This window comes from Stenotrophomonas sp. 10N36 (genome assembly GCF_056395005.1).
Genome location: NZ_JBFTIS010000030.1, coordinates 41,941 through 58,052, shown reverse-complemented (window position 1 = coordinate 58,052; position 16,112 = coordinate 41,941). Strand labels below are relative to the sequence as shown.

Sequence of the window (16,112 nt, the reverse complement as noted above, 5' to 3'; positions counted from 1 at the left end):
GGGCCCCGATGCCCTTGGAGGCGAAATAAAGGGGGAGGGGGCGGCCGCAGGCCGACGCCGGAGGACATTCGCCGGAAAGGGTCTCGGGGCCCAGCGCCCGACCCACCGACCAGCGCTCACAAGCCCACGCCCATGACCTGTGGCCCCTTCCTGCGGCCCTAGCGGCTGCTACGCTTGCCGGGTTTTCTACTACGGTGCTGCCCGCAATGCCCAGAACGCTGCCCTTGTCCCTGCTGCTGCTCGCCGCCCTCGGCGGGACCGCCCACGCGGCGCCCACGCCGATCACCATCGAGCAGGCCATGGCCGACCCCGACTGGATCGGCCCGCCGGTCGAAAGCGCGTGGTGGTCCTGGAACAGCCAGCAGGTGGAGTACCAGCTCAAGCGCACGGGCAGCCCGGTCCGCGACACCTTCCGCCAGCCGGTCAGCGGTGGCGTGGCCACCCAGGTGGCCGATGACCAGCGCAGCAGCCTGGACGTGGACAGCCCCGTGTACGACACCACCCGCCAGCGCGCGGTGTTCGTGCGCAACGGCGATGTGTTCCTCCGCGACCTGCGCAGCGGCGCGCTGACCCAGCTCACCCGCAGCAGCGAAAAGTCCAGCGCGGTCAACTTCGCCCGCGACGGCGGGGTGATCTGGCAGACCGGCCAGAACTGGTTCCACTGGACCGCCGCCGGTGGCGTCCAGCAGGTGGCCAGCCTCAAGGCCGAAAAGAACCCCGACGATGCGCCCAAGGCCGACGTCCTGCGCGACCAGCAGCTGCGCACCCTGGCCACCCTGCGCAATGATCGCGCCCAGCGCGACGCGCTCAAGGCCCAGGAAGCCAGCTGGCGCCGCGCCGACGCCACCCGCGCGCCCGGCCCGGTCTACCTGGGTGCCGACGTCGAGATCGTCGGCAGCGCCCTCTCGCCCGACATCCGCAGCCTCATCGTGGTGACCAAGCCGAAGGGCTTCGACGAAGGCCGCGGCGGCAAGATGCCCAAGTACGTGACCGAATCGGGCTACGAAGAGACCGAGGACACCCGCACCCGCGTGGGCCGCAACGATCCCGAGCCGCATTCGCTGTGGCTCGTCGATGCGGTCACCGGCACGGTCAAGCCGCTCTCGCTGGACCGCCTGCCCGGCATCGGCACCGACCCGCTGGCCGCACTGCGCAAGGCCGCCGGCAAGGACGCGCTCAAGGGCAACCGCCCGCTGGAAGTGCTGGCCGGCCCCGGCAACCCCGGCATCCGCTGGAGCACCGACGGCCAGCAGGCCGCGATCATGCTGCGCGCCAACGACAACAAGGACCGCTGGATTGCCAGCGTCAGCCCCACCAGCGCCACGCTGGAAAACCGCCACCGCCTGACCGACAGCGCCTGGATCAACTGGGGCTTCAACGACTTTGGCTGGTCCAACGACAACCGCACGCTGTGGCTGCTGTCTGAAGAATCGGGCTACGCCCACCTGTATACCCAGCAGGGCACCGCCAAGCCGCAGGCACTGACCGGTGGCAAGTGGGAAACCTCGATGCCGGTGCCCAGCGCCGACGGCCGCGGCTTCTACTTCCTGTGCAACCAGCAGAGCCCGGGCGACTACGAAGTCTGCGCGGTCGACACCGCCAGCAGGCAGGTGCGTGAGCTGACCGCGCTCAACGGCGTGGAAGACTTCTCGCTGTCCCCGGACGGCCAGCAGCTGCTGGTGCGTTACTCCGGCGCCTACCTGCCGGCGCAGCTGGCCGTGGTGCCCACCAGCGGCGGCCAGGCCAAGGTGCTCACCGACACCCGCACCGCCGCCTACAAGGCCCGCGAGTGGGTGCAGCCCAAGCTGGTGCAGGTGCCGTCCAAGCATGGCGCCGGCGTGGTCTGGGCCAAGTATTACGGCCCGGAAAACCCCGAACCGGGCAAGCAGTACCCGATCGCCATGTTCGTGCACGGTGCCGGCTACCTGCAGAACGTCCACCAGCGCTACCCGGCCTACTTCCGCGAGCAGATGTTCCACAACCTGCTGGTGCAGCAGGGCTACATCGTGTTGGACATGGATTACCGCGGCAGCGAAGGCTACGGCCGCGACTGGCGCACCGCCATCTACCGCAACATGGGCCACCCGGAGCTGGAAGACTACAAGGACGGCCTGGACTGGCTGGTGGCCACCAAGCAGGGCGACCGCGACCACGCCGGCATCTACGGCGGCTCCTACGGCGGCTTCATGACCTTCATGGCGCTGTTCCGCTCGCCGGGCACGTTCAAGGCCGGTGCCGCGCTGCGCCCGGTGGTCGACTGGCACCAGTACAACCACGGCTACACCGCCAACATCCTCAACACCCCGGACATCGACCCGGAGGCGTACCGTAAATCGTCGCCGATCGAATACGCCGACGGCCTGCAGGACCACCTGCTGATCGCGCACGGCATGATGGATGACAACGTGTTCTTCCAGGACTCGGTCAACCTCACCCAGAAGCTGATCGAGCTGCACAAGGACAACTGGTCCATCGCGCCGTACCCGCTGGAACGCCACGGCTACGTCCGTCCGGACTCGTGGCTGGACCAGTACAAGCGCATCCTCAAGCTGTTCAACGACACCTTGAAGTAAGTGGCGGCGCAGGCCAGCCACCCCGCGGCGCCGATCGAGATCGTCGCCGCGGTCATCCTGGATGCCACCGGCCAAGTGCTGGTGGTGCGCAAGCACGGCTCGGATACCTTCATCCAGCCCGGGGGCAAACCCGACCCGGGCGAAGCGCCGCTGCAGGCGTTGGCGCGTGAACTGCACGAGGAACTGGGCGTGCAGCTGGATCTGGGCAGCGCCCAGGCACTGGGCCGTTTCGAGGCCTGGGCGGTGCACGAACACGGCCGCCGGGTACGGGCCCAGGCATGGCGGGTGCAGGTCACCGGCACACCGCAGGCGCAGGCGGAAATCGCCGAGTTGGCCTGGGTTCCCCTGCAGGCGCCGCATGGGCGGCGCTTGGCAGCCTTGAGCGAAGACCATATCCTGCCCGCGGCCGCACGCGCGGTGGCCGCGGGCTGATGCCCGTGGCCGACTCCAACAGGACACCGGATGTCATCGCCCCCGCAATTGCCTAGTGCCCAGCCGCCCGTAGACCCGCTGGCGCCCCCGAAATTCCTGTCGCCGATGGCCATGTCGGTGCTGCTGGTGTGCGTGGCCTCCGCCGTGGGCTGGGCCATTGCGGCGCTGGTCGCCGGCCCGCTGTCGATCGGCGCCTTCCTGCAGGAACAGGTGGAAACCCGCGATGTGGCCTGGCTGTCACCGCCACTGCAGTGGCTGACCACGCACGCGCTGGGCATCTGCATCGCCATGCTGCTCACCTGCCTGGTGGGCGTGGTGGCGTGCGTGGGCATGCTGCGCCGTGAACAATGGGCACTGTGGTTGTTCATCGTCTTGCTGGTGGTGACCGCGCTGATGAACTTCGCTGCCGCGTGGGCGGTGGACGATGCCATCGCGCACTTTTCGCAGTATCTGACGCGGCACGGTGACACCCCCGACATGCGCCAGCTGCGCCACGACCTGCTGCTGCAGCGCATCGTCCTGAGCGGCATGCTGGTGCTCACTGCCGTGGCCTTTGCCGGCCTGCATGGCTGGTTGGCGGCACGCCTGCTGCGTGCCGACGTGCGCGCCTGGATGCGGCGCTGACCCCTGCCCCGGCCGGCGCCTGCGCCCGTGCCGACGTCCCCGATTTCCACCCAAGGATGCTGTTGTGACTTCTGTTGTTTCCGCGCGCCGCCGCTCCATCGGCTGGCGTGCCCTGGCCGTTCTCGTCCTGGCCGCCGCCAGTCTTCCCGCCGCTGCGCAGTCCATGGCCTGCGGCACCTACAAGCAGGACGACGGCAACGCCATCCTGACCCTGGAAAGCGAGGGTCACGGCTTCCTGACGTCGGCCCGCTCGCCCACCGAGGAACTGCGCATCGCACGCAGCGAGGATGTGCTGGGCATGGTCAACCTGGCCACCGGGCGCATGGAGAACTGGACCTTCGGCGAGGGTGACCGCACCCTGACCGGCGGGTACCACGATTTCGTGCGCGAGAAGGCCGCGGCCTGCAAGCCGTTCTACGCGGTCGAAGAAGGCAGCTGCCGCGCCGATCCGGTGGGCTGCCTGGAGCACTACCTCAAGGCCGAGCCCGTGCAGCTGCGCCAGTGGTGCAGCGAAGACGTGCCGGTGGCCTGCAAGCGCTTGATCGAGGTCTACCAGGAGCAGGCCAACGCAGCCGCCCCGGAAGAGCCGCCGCCGTTCCCCATGCCGGCGCAGTGCGATGAAACCGCCAAGGGCCACGACCCGGCGGTCTGCATGCGCCTGCTTGAAACAATGGCAGGCGAAATCATGGGCATGGCGATCATGGGGCTGAGCCACGCGTCGCAGGCGGTGCTGCCGCCCGGGCAGCTGATCGAACTGGCGGGCCTGTGCCAGCGGCACCCGCGCGAGGAATTCTGCCAGAGCGTCGCCGAGGCACAGTGGAACGCCGGCCGGTTGCTGGAGGCCCGCGACGCCCTGCAGCACGCCTGCAGCACACGCGCCGACGCCTATGCCTGCACACTGGTCGCCCCGCTGGTCGGGTTGTCGGCGGCGGCGCTGTCGCCGGTGCCCACCACCACCCTTCCCTGTGGCAGCTACGAGGCCGAGAACGGCATCCCCTCGGACCTGCAGTTCGGCGATGCCGGCGTGGTCCAGCTGAGCGGCTACGCCACGCGCCTGCGTGCCCGCGTGCAGGACGGGCGGATCCACCTGCGCCGCGACATCGGCGACGATGTCGTGCTGCAGACCACGCGCGACGGCAGCCTGGTGGGCATGGACGGCAACACCCGTTTTGCGCATTACACGCGTCAACCCGGTGCCGCCGGTGGCTGCAGCGCACCACTGAGCTTCACCGAGATTCCGCAGCCGCTGGACTGCCCCACGCTGGACCGCGAGGGCGGTCCGGAGGCCTGCTGCAAGGCCGGTCAGCTGCTGGGCTGCAAGTTGGCCGCCAGCGCGCGTGCCCGTGACGAAGACTGGAAAAGTACGCTGCCTTACTACGCCGCGCTGTGCACCGCCGGCGTGCGCGATGGCTGCGTGGGCCTGGCCGAGGTCTATGTACATACCGGTGACGAAGCGGTACCGAACATGTTGACCGCCATCTGCGCCAAGGGCGGCGCTACCCACATCGCCTGCGACGTGGACGCGACCCGTGATTGGCCGGCACTGCGCGCGATGGTGCGTGCGATCGCCGAGGAGGCCGCAGGCGGCGAGTGACGCCTGCGACGGCGGCGCGGCGCCAACGGCCGTAAGCGACAGCCACGGTTGCCAGCGCCGGCCGCATCGCTATCCTGCAGCCCTTCACAGACGGCGCAGGCGTCCTTGCAGGACATGCGCCGTCCACCGCGCTCCATCATGGCCTGCGACCGGGTGTGTCGCTTCAAGGATCGAACATGCTGCCCCGCCTTTCACGCCTCCCACTGCGCGCCGCAACGGCGGCACTGCTGCTCGCGCTGGCGCCCACCGCCTTCTCGCAACCGCTCACGTGCGGTCGCTTCCTCAACGAAAGCGACAGCGCCGAGCTGGTCCTGGAAGGCCCCGACCGCGGTTACGAGATCCATTACAACGGCGACCGCAGCGAGTTTCTCGTGCAGATGCAGGCTGGGCAGCCGCAGGTGATCGATCTCGGATCGGGCAGCATCCAGCCATTGAAAGCGAGCCAGCGTGGGCGCGTGCTGGAACTGGGCTGGAACCGCTTCTCACTGCGCACACCCGCCCAGTGCAGCGCGCCGGTGACCCATCCCGACGGCAGCTGCCTGGCCGACCCGCTGCGCTGCCTGGCCGATCGCTACGACAAGGACACCGCAGCGCTGGAAGCAGGCTGCAGCGACGGCATGCCGGCCCTGTGCCGGGATCTGCCCGGTCGCTATCGGGAGGATGCACAGGCCCGGCAGCAAGGTGACGGCGACGATGACAGCGACTTCTCCGAGAACCAGCTGGTCGTGATGCGTGCCTACATGGAAAAGGCATTCGACGAGATGGGGTTCCCTGCCCTGTGCCGCGAGGACCGCGATGTGTTCGATGAGGCGGCGTGCAGGAAGGTGTTGGCGTCCCGGCCGGAGCTTGGCGAGAAGATCGGCAAGGCACTGCAGGGTGCTGCGTTGGCGTCGAGCATGGTCGAGGTGCTTGCACCCGAACCGGACCGCCCGCTGTCGGAGGCGCACCGGATGAAGCTGCAGGGCTATTGCCAGGCACGACCCCATGGCGGCTTCTGCACCGAGGTGGCCGAACAGCACTGGGATGCCGGCGACCTGCAGCACGCGACGGCGGCGCTGGCGCTGGCCTGCACGGCAGGTGACACGCACGCGTGCGGGCTGGCACCCCCGTTGCAGCAGTTGGGCGCGGGCCTCACGCCCCAGGCCGCCGCAACGCTGCCGTGCGGCGCGTATGTCTCCCAGCGCGCCTTGATGGATGCACTGCGCTTTGGTGACCGTGGCCTGGTCGACATGGGCATGGGCCAGTTGCGCGCCCGCCTTGAAGACGGCGCCATCCGGATCCGTCACGAGCAGGGCGGCGACTTCGTGCTGAAGCCATTGCCCAACGGCGACCTGCTGGGCATGGACCGCTGGACGCGCTTCCAGCGCTTCCAGCGCGCGCCGGTCGACGGCGACCCAGCCCGTTGCGTGCCGCCGGTGCACTTCAACGAACTACCGCTGCCGCAGGATTGCCCCAAGGCGCTGGTCGACGGCGGGGCGGAAGCCTGCTGCGCCAGCGGCAGCATGCAGGGCTGCAACGTGCTGGGCACGCGACTGGGATTGAAGGGGCAGTGGGAGCAGGCCAGCGTGCATTACCTGCAGGTGTGCCGCGCAGGTATCCGCGAAGGCTGCGAGAACCTGGCCACTGCACAGGAACGGGACGGTGACGTGGATGCGCATGGCATGTTGCAGGCGCTGTGCCAGGCCGACGCGAGTGGGCGCCACGTTGCCTGCGACCTGCTGCACACGCGCAACTGGGCCATGATGTCGGCCGGGCACGCGCTGGAGCAGGCACTGCAGAACAACGACAACGATGCCGATGAAGACGTCCCTCCGGCACGGCGCACGCCCAACCACAAGGAATGATCCGCTGCGGCCGCGCCCACCGCCCGGGTATCCGGGCTGCGGTAAAGTAGCGCCATGAACGAATTCGAGCGCGTACGCAGCTACCTGACCGACCTGCAGGACCGCATCTGTGCGGCCATCGAGGCCGCCGACGGCCAGGCTCGGTTCGCCGAAGACCAATGGCAGCGCGCCGAGGGTGGTGGCGGCCGCACCCGCATCCTGCGCGATGGCGCGGTGTTCGAGCAGGCCGGCATCGGCTTCTCCGACGTGGCCGGCACCCGCCTGCCCCCGTCGGCGTCGGCCAACCGGCCGGAGCTGGCCGGTGCCTCGTGGCGGGCCACCGGGGTATCGCTGGTGTTCCACCCGGCCAACCCGTACCTGCCCACCACCCATGCCAACGTGCGCTATTTCCGCGCCGAGCGTGATGGCGTGGAAGTGGCGTCGTGGTTCGGCGGCGGCTTCGACCTGACCCCGTTCTATCCGTTCGATGAGGACGTGCAGCACTGGCACCGCGTCGCCCACGACCTGTGTGCGCCGTTTGGCGAAGGGCGCTATGCCGATCACAAGCGCTGGTGCGACGAGTACTTCTTCCTGCGCCACCGCAATGAAACGCGCGGCGTGGGCGGGCTGTTCTTCGACGACCTGCACGGCGACTTCGAACGCGATTTTGCCTACCTGCGCGCGGTCGGCGATGGCTTCCTCGACGCCTACCTGCCGATCGTGGCACGTCGCAAGGATATGCCGTACGGCGAGCGTGAGCGCGAGTTCCAGCTGTACCGCCGCGGCCGCTACGTCGAGTTCAACCTGGTCTACGACCGCGGCACGCTGTTCGGCCTGCAGAGCGGCGGGCGCAGCGAGAGCATCCTGATGAGCCTGCCACCGCGGGTACGCTGGGAATACGGTTTCCAGCCCGAAACCGGCAGCGACGAAGCCCGCCTGGCCGACTACCTGGTTCCCCGCGACTGGGTGTAACCGAACGCGCCACCGCAGAGGCGGGTGCGTTACCGAGGGTGGGATCGCGCACGGCCGATGGTCGCCCCGGCGGGTGGTAGAGCCACCCCATGGGTGGCTGCGGTGCCAAAGATGGCAGCCACCCATGGGGTGGCTCTACCCCTTCTTCGGCACGATGGTGATGTGGCCGTTGATTTCCAGCACCGCCAGCGCGACATCGTCGATCGACAGGCAGCCCTGTTGGCGCAGCGCCGCGTCGACATCAGACGAGGTGACCATTTCGCGCCGGAGCACCGAATCGAGCAGCTTGCCGTCGCGTGCGATCAGCACCGGCTCGCCTTCGACCAGGGTTTCCACGCGCCGACTGCGCGTACTCAACCACCCCACCCCGTAGTTGAGGAGGATCAGCGTGGCCGCCAGCAGCAGTCCGCCGCCCAGCGAGGTGTCCTTGCCCAGCAGCGCGTTCTGCACCGCATTGCCCAGCAGCACGATCAGCAGCACATCGAACGGGGTGATCTGGCCCAGCGCGCGTTTGCCTGACAACCGCACCATGCCCAGCACCAGCACGTACACCACCACCGCGCGCAGGATGAATTCCCACCACGGCATGGCCAATGCAAACAGATCGCTCATGCGGTTCTCCCCGGGTCCAGCCCACAGCATGGGCCGCGCGCAGGGCAAACGGCAATCGGCAGCGCGGGGTCTCTCGTGCGGCGGCCCGCGCGGGGTTTTCGGCGGCCCAAATAAAAAGCCCCGCCGACCAGGGGGAGGTCAGCGGGGCCGGGGAACGGGTGCTTGGGGAGGAGCCCCCGTTCCGAGATCTGCTCCAGGGGATGGGAGAGATCCACAACAGGCGTTGCGCCTGTCGAGGTCTATAAAAGCACCTCGAACATTGATAGTTCGTGAAGGGGCCCAATTAATGAAAGCTCTGTAGGGGAAACATTCATCCGACAGTCAGTTTTTCGAGACGCCATGAACCAATTCAGCTGTTTAAGCGTGATTTCCGTCTCAGTGCGCCTCGTCCCAGTTATCACCGACGCCCGCATCCACGACCAACGGCACCCGCAACTGCGCTGAAGACGACATCAGTTCCACCACCTTCAAACGCAAGGTGTCGAGAAACTCACTTTCGGTTTCGAACACCAATTCATCGTGCACCTGCATGATCATCCGGGCCTGGTCGCCCTGGCCCTGCAGCCACCCGTCCACCTTCACCATCGCCCGCTTGATGATGTCGGCTGCGGTGCCCTGCATCGGGGCGTTGATCGCCGCGCGTTCAGCCCCGGCGCGCAGGCCCTGGTTGCGGGCGTGAATGTCGTTCAGGTAGAGCCGGCGGCCTTCCAGGGTTTCCACGTAGCCCTGGTCGCGGGCCTGCTGGCGCATGCGCTCCATGAAGTCGCGCACGCCCGGGTAGCGGCTGAAGTACAGCGCCACGTAATCCTGGGCCTGGCCACGGTCGATGCCCAGGTTGCGGGCCAGCCCGAACGCGCTCATGCCGTACATCAGGCCGAAGTTGATCGCCTTGGCCGCGCGGCGCTCGTTCGGGGTGACCTCGTCCAGCGCGCGCCCGAACACCTCGGCCGCGGTGGCCCGGTGCACGTCCACGCCCTGTTCGAAGGCACGCACCAGGCCCGGGTCTTCGGACAGGTGGGCCATGATCCGCAGCTCGATCTGCGAGTAATCGCAGGCCAGGATCTTGCGCCCGGGCGGGGCCACGAACGCACGGCGGATGCGGCGGCCGTCGTCGGTGCGGATCGGGATGTTCTGCAGGTTCGGGTCCGACGAGGACAGCCGGCCGGTGGCCGCGCCGGACTGGTGGTAGCTGGTGTGGACCCGGCCGGTGTCCGGGTTGACCATCTCCGGCAGCTTGTCGGTGTAGGTGCTGCGCAGCTTGGCCAGCCCGCGGTACTCCAGGATCACCCGCGGCAGCTCGTGCTGCTCGGCGATGGCCTCCAGCGCCTCTTCATTGGTGCTGGGCTGGCCCTTGGGGGTCTTGACCAGCGCCGGCAGCTTCAGCTCGTCGAACAGCACCGCCTGCAGCTGCTTGGGCGAATCCAGGTTGAAGGTGTGGCCGGCCAGCTCGGTGGCCTTCTGCTGGGCGGCCAGCATGCGCACGCTCAGGTCCTGGCTCTGGCGGCGCAGTTCGGCCATGTCGATGTGCACGCCGTTGGCTTCGATCCGGGCCAGCACCGGCACCAGCGGCATTTCGATGTCGCGGTACACCCCGTCCAGCGACGGCACGGCCAGCAGCTGTGGCTGCAGCACGCGGTGCAGGCGCAGGGTGATGTCGGCATCTTCGGCGGCATAGCGGCCGGCTTCGTCCAGGCCCACCTGCGAGAACGGGATCTGCTTGGCGCCCTTGCCGGCCACGTCCTCGAACTTGATCGTGGTGTAGCCCAGGTAGCGCATCGCCAGCGAATCCATGTCGTGGCGGGTGGCAGTGGAATTGAGCACGAAGCTCTCCAGCATGGTGTCGTCGTGGTAGCCCTGCACGTCGATGCCATGCCGGCGCAGCACATGCAGGTCGTACTTGCCGTGCTGGCCGAGCTTCTTCTTGTCGGGGTTTTCCAACACCGGGCGCAGCGCGGCCAGCACCTGTTCGGCGCCCAGCTGGGCCGGCGCGCCGGGGTAGTTGTGGCCGACCGGGATGTAGGCGGCCCTGCCCGGCTCGACCGCCAGGCTGATGCCCACCAGGTTGGCGCGCATCGCATCGAGCGCGTCGGTTTCGGTGTCGAAGGCGATCAGGTCGGCCGCCTCGGCGCGCTGCACCCAGGCATCCAGCTGTTCGGTGGTGAGCACGGTCTCGTACTCGCCGGGCGCCGACAGCGCCGGATCGACCTCGGCCGCCGTTTCCGCCGGCGCGCTGCGTGCGTACCCGGCGGCGGTGCCACGCAGGCTCACCGTGGCGTCGCTGGCGGCCACTGCCGCCGCGGCCGGGCCTCCCAGCTCCTTCAGCGCCTGGGTGAAGCCGTAGCGCAGGTACAGCTCGCCCAGGGTGGGTACGTCCGGGTCGCGCAGTGCCAGCGTGCGCGGGCTGGACTCCAGCGGCACGTCGGTGCGGATGGTGACCAGTTCGCGGTTGAGGGGCAGGCGCTCCAGCGCCGCGCGCAGGTTCTCGCCGATCTTGCCCTTCATGCCCGGTGCGGCGGCCATCACCCCGTCCAGGTTCTGGTACTCGGCCAGCCACTTGGCGGCGGTCTTGGGGCCGCACTTCTCCACGCCGGGCACGTTGTCCACGGTGTCGCCCATCAGCGCCAGCAGGTCGACGATCTGGTCGGCGCGCACGCCGAACTTGTCCATCACCGCCGCATCCGAATCCATCCGGCTGCCGGTCATGGTGTTGACCAGTTCGATGCCCGGGCGGACCAGCTGGGCGAAGTCCTTGTCGCCGGTGGAGATGGTCACCTGCAGGCCGTCCTGGTGGCCCTGCAGGGCCAGCGTGCCGATCACATCGTCGGCTTCCACGCCGGGAATGCGCAGGATGCTCAGGCCGAGCGCTTCGACGATGCGGCACATCGGCTCGATCTGCGGACGCAGGTCGTCGGGCATCGGCGGGCGGTTGGCCTTGTAGTCGGCATACAGGTCGTCGCGGAAGGTCTTGCCGGGCGCATCGACCACGAACGCCACGTAGGCCGGGCGCTCCTTCAGGGTGGCGCGCAGCATGTTGACCACACCGAACAGCGCGCCGGTGGGTTCACCGTGGGCGTTGGTCAGCGGCGGAAGCGCGTGGAACGCGCGGTACAGGTAACTGGACCCGTCAATCAGGACTAATCGGCTCATGCGACGATTCTACGCGCCCACCCGCGCCGACCCCAGACACGACGACGACGATGCGTGGGGCATAATCAGCTCTCCCTTGTGCAAGGACCCCGCCCATGAAAACCCTGTTGCTGGTAGGCCTGCTCGCGTTGGCCGGTTGCGCCACCACGGGCGGCGGCGGTACGCCCCCGGTCGATGTGAGCGGTGCCGATGTGTCCAGCAAGACCCTGGCCAACGGCGACACCCTGCAGGAGTACCGCGTGGCCGGTCAGCTGCGGATGGTGAAGGTGACCCCGGCACAGGGGCCGGCGTATTACATGTACGACCGTAACGGCGATGGCCGCATGGACAGTGACAAGGACGGCGTGTCGCCGGTGTACTGGAAGCTCTACAGCTGGTGAGGCCACGCGTACCATCCGCCACGCGGTTGGAACGCCGCTTGCATCGACAGATCTTCCGGACTTTGCCCTGTTTCAGTAGATGAATACGCCCGAACGCCGCCAGCCGCCCGACTCTGCCCAGCTGCGGGCCGGGCTCACCGACGCGCAACGCCAGGCCGTGGACACGCTGGAGCATTTCGGCTGGCAGCTGCGCTTCGTGCGCCGCCCGCTGTTCCGCGACCCGATCCCGGTCCTGTTCGACCGCAGCGGCGAGCGCTACGTGGTGCTGCAGCCCGACGGCAGCCTGGACGAATCACAGACGCTGAAGCTGCGACCGTAACGGTGAACGCCGGCCAGCGGCGGGTCCACCGCTGCGTGTAGTGCCGGCCGCTGGCCGGCGCCTCGCACCCTCAATCCAACACGGTAGTGCCGGCCGCTGGCCGGCTCCACGCATCCTCAACACACCACGGTATCGCCGGCCGCTGGCCGGCGCCTCGTAAAACTTGGCGTTGTGGGGAGCCGGCCAGCGGCCGGCACTACCGGGACGCGCCTACGCAGCGTCCGCCCTCAGCGGATCACCAACACCGGCACCGTGCTGCGCGCCAACACCTCGGCGGTCTGGCTGCCCAGCAGCACGCGGGTGACGCCGCGGCGGCCATGCGAGGTCATCACGATCAGGTCGCTGTTGCGCTCGACGGCGGTGTCGATGATGCCGTCGGCCGCATAGCGGTCCAGCACGTGCACCACGTTGGCGCGCAGGCCCTGCGCCTCGGCGGTGGCCTTGGCCGGGGCCAGCACCTTCTGCGCGGTCTCTTCGCGGTCGGCCTTGTACTCGGGGCTGTTCATGTACCCCACGCTCCAGCCCATCGCGTCGTACATGCCCACCGCCCACGGCTCGGACACGGTCACGATGTCGACCTCGGCATCCAGGTCCTTGGCCAGCTCCAGGCCTTTGAGCAGGCCCTTTTCAGACAGTTCCGAGCCGTCGGTGGCAATCAGGATTCGCTTGTACATGGCAGGGCTCCTTCCGGTGCAGTGTGGGACCACCATTGCACACCCGGCGTGGAGGCCGCGCCTTGAGCCGGATCAATCGCGCGGGGGCACCACGCGTGCGGGGTTGCCCACCACCGTGGCACCGGCCGCCACGTCGCGGGTGACCACGCTGCCTGCGCCCACCACCGCGTCGTCGCCAATGCTTACGCCCAGCAGCAGGATGGCGCCACCGCCGATCCACACATTGCGCCCGATCCGCACCGGTCGTGCCAGCTCCAACCCCTGTGCCCGCGCCTGCGGGTCGCGCGGGTGGTCGGCCGCGTAGATCTGCACTGCCGGACCGATCTGGGTGCCATCGCCGATGCGCACCTCGGCCACGTCCAGGATCACGCAGTTGTAGTTGAGGAACACCCCGGTGCCCAGGTGGATGTGGCTGCCGTAATCGCAATGGAACGGCGGGCGGATCACCGTACCGTCGCCAACCGCGCCCAGGCGCTCGCGCAGCAGCGCACGGCGGACATCCGGCGCCTCGGCCAAGGCGGCGTTGTAGCGCACCATCCAGGCCTTGGCCGCCGCCATCTCGGCCTGCAGCTGCGGGTCGCCCGGCCGGTACGGTTGGCCAGACAGCATCTTGTCCTTCTCGCTCAGCGCCATGATCGTTCCTGCAATGCGGCTGCTGATGATGCCGGTTCGCCGCGATGCCGGTAAGCCCGCGGCACGCCCGGTTCAGCGCAGACGCAGCTGCCGGCGCGGCCCGCGCGTGGCGACCAGCGTTGCTACCGCCAACGCGACCGCAGTTCCCCAGAACGGCCAGGACGCCAGCAACGCGCACAGGCCGTCCGGGCGCGGTTCGCAGCGCAGCCGGACCAGGTCCAGGCCACCGCCGTGTTGCAGGCAGGTGTAGGCATGCTCGAACAGGGCCACGACCGGTGCTACCCAGTCTGCCGACAGCGTCAGCGCAACCAGGACAGCCAACAGGTACGGAGTTCCCTTGTTCATTTGCGCGCTCCCAGCGGACAGCGCCAGACTCTGGGCGCGGCGCCGGACCGCCACAAGCGGCACGCGACGAAGCGGCTGAAATGCGGGATGAGTGCACGGCCATGGCCGATGAGTGGGGGCGCCGGCGACCGCTGCGGTCGCCCCTGCGCCGCCCTACCGTCCGTCGGCGCGTGACTTCCGGCAGTCACCGCGGCCCCACCCGCGCCGTACGGTGGCGGCAACCGGTCCTTCCACACCGGTACCCGGAGCGGCACGATGGCAACGCAGCAGCGGACCGGCCGTCTGGCCGGCGGGGTGTATCTGGTGGTGATCGCCACCGGCATCTTCAGCCTGGCCTATGTGCCCTCGCGGATCAGCGTCGGCGACGATCCCGCCGCCACCGTGGTCAACGTGATCGCGCATGCCGACCTGTTCCGCGCCGGCATCGCCGCCTTCGCGCTGGAGCAGATCGCCTTCCTGCTGCTGCCGCTGCTGCTATATCGCGTGTTCGCCGCGGCGCATCGCCCGGCGGCCACGCTGATGGTGGCTCTGGCGGTCACCGGGGTACCGATCGCGCTGGCCGCACTGGCCCACCGCCTGGAGGCGGTGACCCTGCTCACTGACCCGGCGCTGGCGCGGGCGCTGTCGGACGGGCAGCTGCAGATGCTGGCGATGGCCGCGCTGAAAAGCTGGAGCAGCCACATCTTCCTGGCCAGCCTATTCTGGGGCCTGTGGCTGCTGCCCTTCGGCTGGCTGGTGTGGCGCACGCGCGCCATACCGCGTGCACTCGGCGTGCTGCTGATGCTCGGCGGCATCGGCTACCTGCTCAACGTGTTCGGCGAGCTGCTGATCCCCGGCTACGCCACGACCGCACTGTCCAACTACGCCACGCTGCCCGCTTCGCTCGGTGAGATCGGCAGCGGCCTGTGGCTGACCCTGTTCGGGGCGCGCGCCCCCGACCTTGTCCCGCCCCGGCTGGCGCGCGCGGTCAACGGCTGACCGTCACCCGCCACCCGCCCGCATGCGGCTGCCAGTCGAACTCGACCGGCAGGAATTTTTCGATCAGGCGCGCGTTGCTGACCAGATGCTCGCTGATCGCCGCGGTGGTGAAGCTGCCGGCACCAGCCAGCGCCATCGGCAGCAGCAGCTGGTCGGACAGGTGCTCGCCCACGCAACCGCTGCCCTGCAGGTACTGCTGCACCTGCCCGGCCAGGCGCGCGCCGACCTGTTCGGCCGACACCCCGCGCTCACCGTGCCCGCTGAACACCTCCACGTGGGCGTCGTGACGCACATGCACCAGCGCCACGTTGCCCGGGCCCAGTGCCGGGCGTACCGAGCGCACATGGCGTGGATGCGGATCCACGCCCAGCCTGTCTGCCAACACCTGCAACTCGCGCAGGCCGATGCTGCTGGACAGGCCGGACATCAACACCGTGGCTTCGATCGACGCCAGGTTGCCGCGGTCGTGGAAGTCGCACGCCTGCAACGCCGCGCATGGCGCGACCTCGATCTGCAGCACCCCGCCACCGGCCGGATGGAAGCCATGCTGCTGCAGTTCCAGCGATGCCTGCACGCCCATGCGCGCCAGCGCGGGCAGGTAGGCATCGGCGATGAAATCGGCGCTGGGCGCCAACGGGTTATGGGTACCGCCTTCCAACCGCACCCGCGACGGCGCTGCGGCCTGCCACAGCGCCGGCAGAATGGTCTGCAGCACCAGCGTGGCCGAGCCGGCGCTGCCGGTGGCGAACTGGTAATCGCCCGCGCACACCGGGCCAGGCTCGAAGCGCAGCGAGGTGGCGCCGAGTTGCACGCCCTGCGTGCAGGCGTTGCCCACCCGCGCCGCGGCCGTGACCGCGGTGAGGTGCTGGCGCATCAGGCCGGGGCGACGGCGTTGCGCGCGGATGTCGCGCATCGTGAAGCCAATGCCGGTGCACAGGCTCAAGGTCAACGCCGAGCGCAGCAGTTGCCCGCCGCCCTGGCTGCCATCCAGTTCCATCATGTCCAT

At 68.8% G+C, this 16,112-nt stretch carries 15 protein-coding genes; 9 read left to right on the top strand and 6 right to left on the bottom strand.

Annotated features, from left to right (window positions below; translation table 11 throughout):
• The first annotated feature begins 206 nt into the window (after positions 1 to 206).
• The 6 genes from AC1DCJ_RS19615 to hemF all read left to right on the top strand — a co-directional run bounded on the left by AC1DCJ_RS19615 (position 207) and on the right by hemF (position 8,018).
• Entirely contained in the window at positions 207 to 2,573 is a 2,367-nt protein-coding gene (locus AC1DCJ_RS19615) for a S9 family peptidase (RefSeq protein WP_478071728.1), read from the top strand.
• On the top strand, positions 2,574 to 3,005 hold the full coding sequence (locus tag AC1DCJ_RS19610; RefSeq protein ID WP_428710921.1) for an NUDIX hydrolase: 432 nt from the start codon (positions 2,574 to 2,576) through the stop codon (positions 3,003 to 3,005).
• Between the two features lie 30 nt (positions 3,006 to 3,035).
• Positions 3,036 to 3,629 carry a tetraspanin family protein gene (locus AC1DCJ_RS19605; protein WP_137190787.1) on the top strand — a complete coding sequence of 198 codons (594 nt, stop codon included), beginning with the start codon at positions 3,036 to 3,038 and terminating at the stop codon, positions 3,627 to 3,629.
• A 64-nt stretch (positions 3,630 to 3,693) separates the two neighbouring features.
• Complete coding sequence (locus AC1DCJ_RS19600; RefSeq protein WP_478071727.1) at positions 3,694 to 5,223, top strand: hypothetical protein; 1,530 nt, start codon at positions 3,694 to 3,696, stop codon at positions 5,221 to 5,223.
• Between the two features lie 176 nt (positions 5,224 to 5,399).
• Positions 5,400 to 7,067: a hypothetical protein gene (locus tag AC1DCJ_RS19595; RefSeq protein ID WP_478071726.1), complete on the top strand. Its 1,668-nt coding sequence runs from the start codon at positions 5,400 to 5,402 to the stop codon at positions 7,065 to 7,067.
• A gap of 54 nt (positions 7,068 to 7,121) precedes the next feature.
• Complete coding sequence (gene hemF, locus AC1DCJ_RS19590) at positions 7,122 to 8,018, top strand: oxygen-dependent coproporphyrinogen oxidase (protein WP_478071725.1); 897 nt, start codon at positions 7,122 to 7,124, stop codon at positions 8,016 to 8,018.
• Between the two features lie 135 nt (positions 8,019 to 8,153).
• Here the strand turns inward: hemF and AC1DCJ_RS19585 are convergent, their stop codons facing one another.
• On the bottom strand, positions 8,154 to 8,630 hold the full coding sequence (locus AC1DCJ_RS19585; RefSeq protein WP_038685514.1) for a DUF421 domain-containing protein: 477 nt from the start codon (positions 8,628 to 8,630) through the stop codon (positions 8,154 to 8,156).
• Positions 8,631 to 9,005: 375 nt separating this feature from the next.
• The gene (polA, locus tag AC1DCJ_RS19580; RefSeq protein ID WP_038685512.1) at positions 9,006 to 11,777 is read right to left on the bottom strand and encodes a DNA polymerase I; all 2,772 of its coding nucleotides are present in this window, start codon (positions 11,775 to 11,777) and stop codon (positions 9,006 to 9,008) included.
• 95 nt (positions 11,778 to 11,872) lie between these two features.
• Between polA and AC1DCJ_RS19575 the strand changes: the two genes are divergently transcribed.
• Complete coding sequence (locus AC1DCJ_RS19575) at positions 11,873 to 12,157, top strand: DUF2782 domain-containing protein (protein WP_137190793.1); 285 nt, start codon at positions 11,873 to 11,875, stop codon at positions 12,155 to 12,157.
• Positions 12,158 to 12,236: 79 nt separating this feature from the next.
• On the top strand, positions 12,237 to 12,476 hold the full coding sequence (locus tag AC1DCJ_RS19570) for a hypothetical protein (protein WP_137190794.1): 240 nt from the start codon (positions 12,237 to 12,239) through the stop codon (positions 12,474 to 12,476).
• Between the two features lie 227 nt (positions 12,477 to 12,703).
• Here AC1DCJ_RS19570 and AC1DCJ_RS19565 read toward each other — a convergent pair whose 3' ends face one another.
• The 3 genes from AC1DCJ_RS19565 to AC1DCJ_RS19555 form a co-directional block, all read right to left on the bottom strand.
• Positions 12,704 to 13,150, bottom strand: a complete 447-nt coding sequence (locus tag AC1DCJ_RS19565) for a universal stress protein (RefSeq protein ID WP_137190795.1) — start codon at positions 13,148 to 13,150, stop codon at positions 12,704 to 12,706.
• Between the two features lie 72 nt (positions 13,151 to 13,222).
• The gene (locus AC1DCJ_RS19560; RefSeq protein WP_478071724.1) at positions 13,223 to 13,783 is read right to left on the bottom strand and encodes a sugar O-acetyltransferase; all 561 of its coding nucleotides are present in this window, start codon (positions 13,781 to 13,783) and stop codon (positions 13,223 to 13,225) included.
• A gap of 72 nt (positions 13,784 to 13,855) precedes the next feature.
• Positions 13,856 to 14,128 carry a hypothetical protein gene (locus AC1DCJ_RS19555; RefSeq protein WP_478071723.1) on the bottom strand — a complete coding sequence of 91 codons (273 nt, stop codon included), beginning with the start codon at positions 14,126 to 14,128 and terminating at the stop codon, positions 13,856 to 13,858.
• Positions 14,129 to 14,383: 255 nt separating this feature from the next.
• Between AC1DCJ_RS19555 and AC1DCJ_RS19550 the strand changes: the two genes are divergently transcribed.
• On the top strand, positions 14,384 to 15,106 hold the full coding sequence (locus AC1DCJ_RS19550; protein WP_478071722.1) for a DUF4386 domain-containing protein: 723 nt from the start codon (positions 14,384 to 14,386) through the stop codon (positions 15,104 to 15,106).
• Here AC1DCJ_RS19550 and rtcA read toward each other — a convergent pair.
• Complete coding sequence (gene rtcA / locus AC1DCJ_RS19545; RefSeq protein WP_478071721.1) at positions 15,096 to 16,112, bottom strand: RNA 3'-terminal phosphate cyclase; 1,017 nt, start codon at positions 16,110 to 16,112, stop codon at positions 15,096 to 15,098. The two genes, AC1DCJ_RS19550 and rtcA, sit on opposite strands and share 11 nt — an antisense overlap.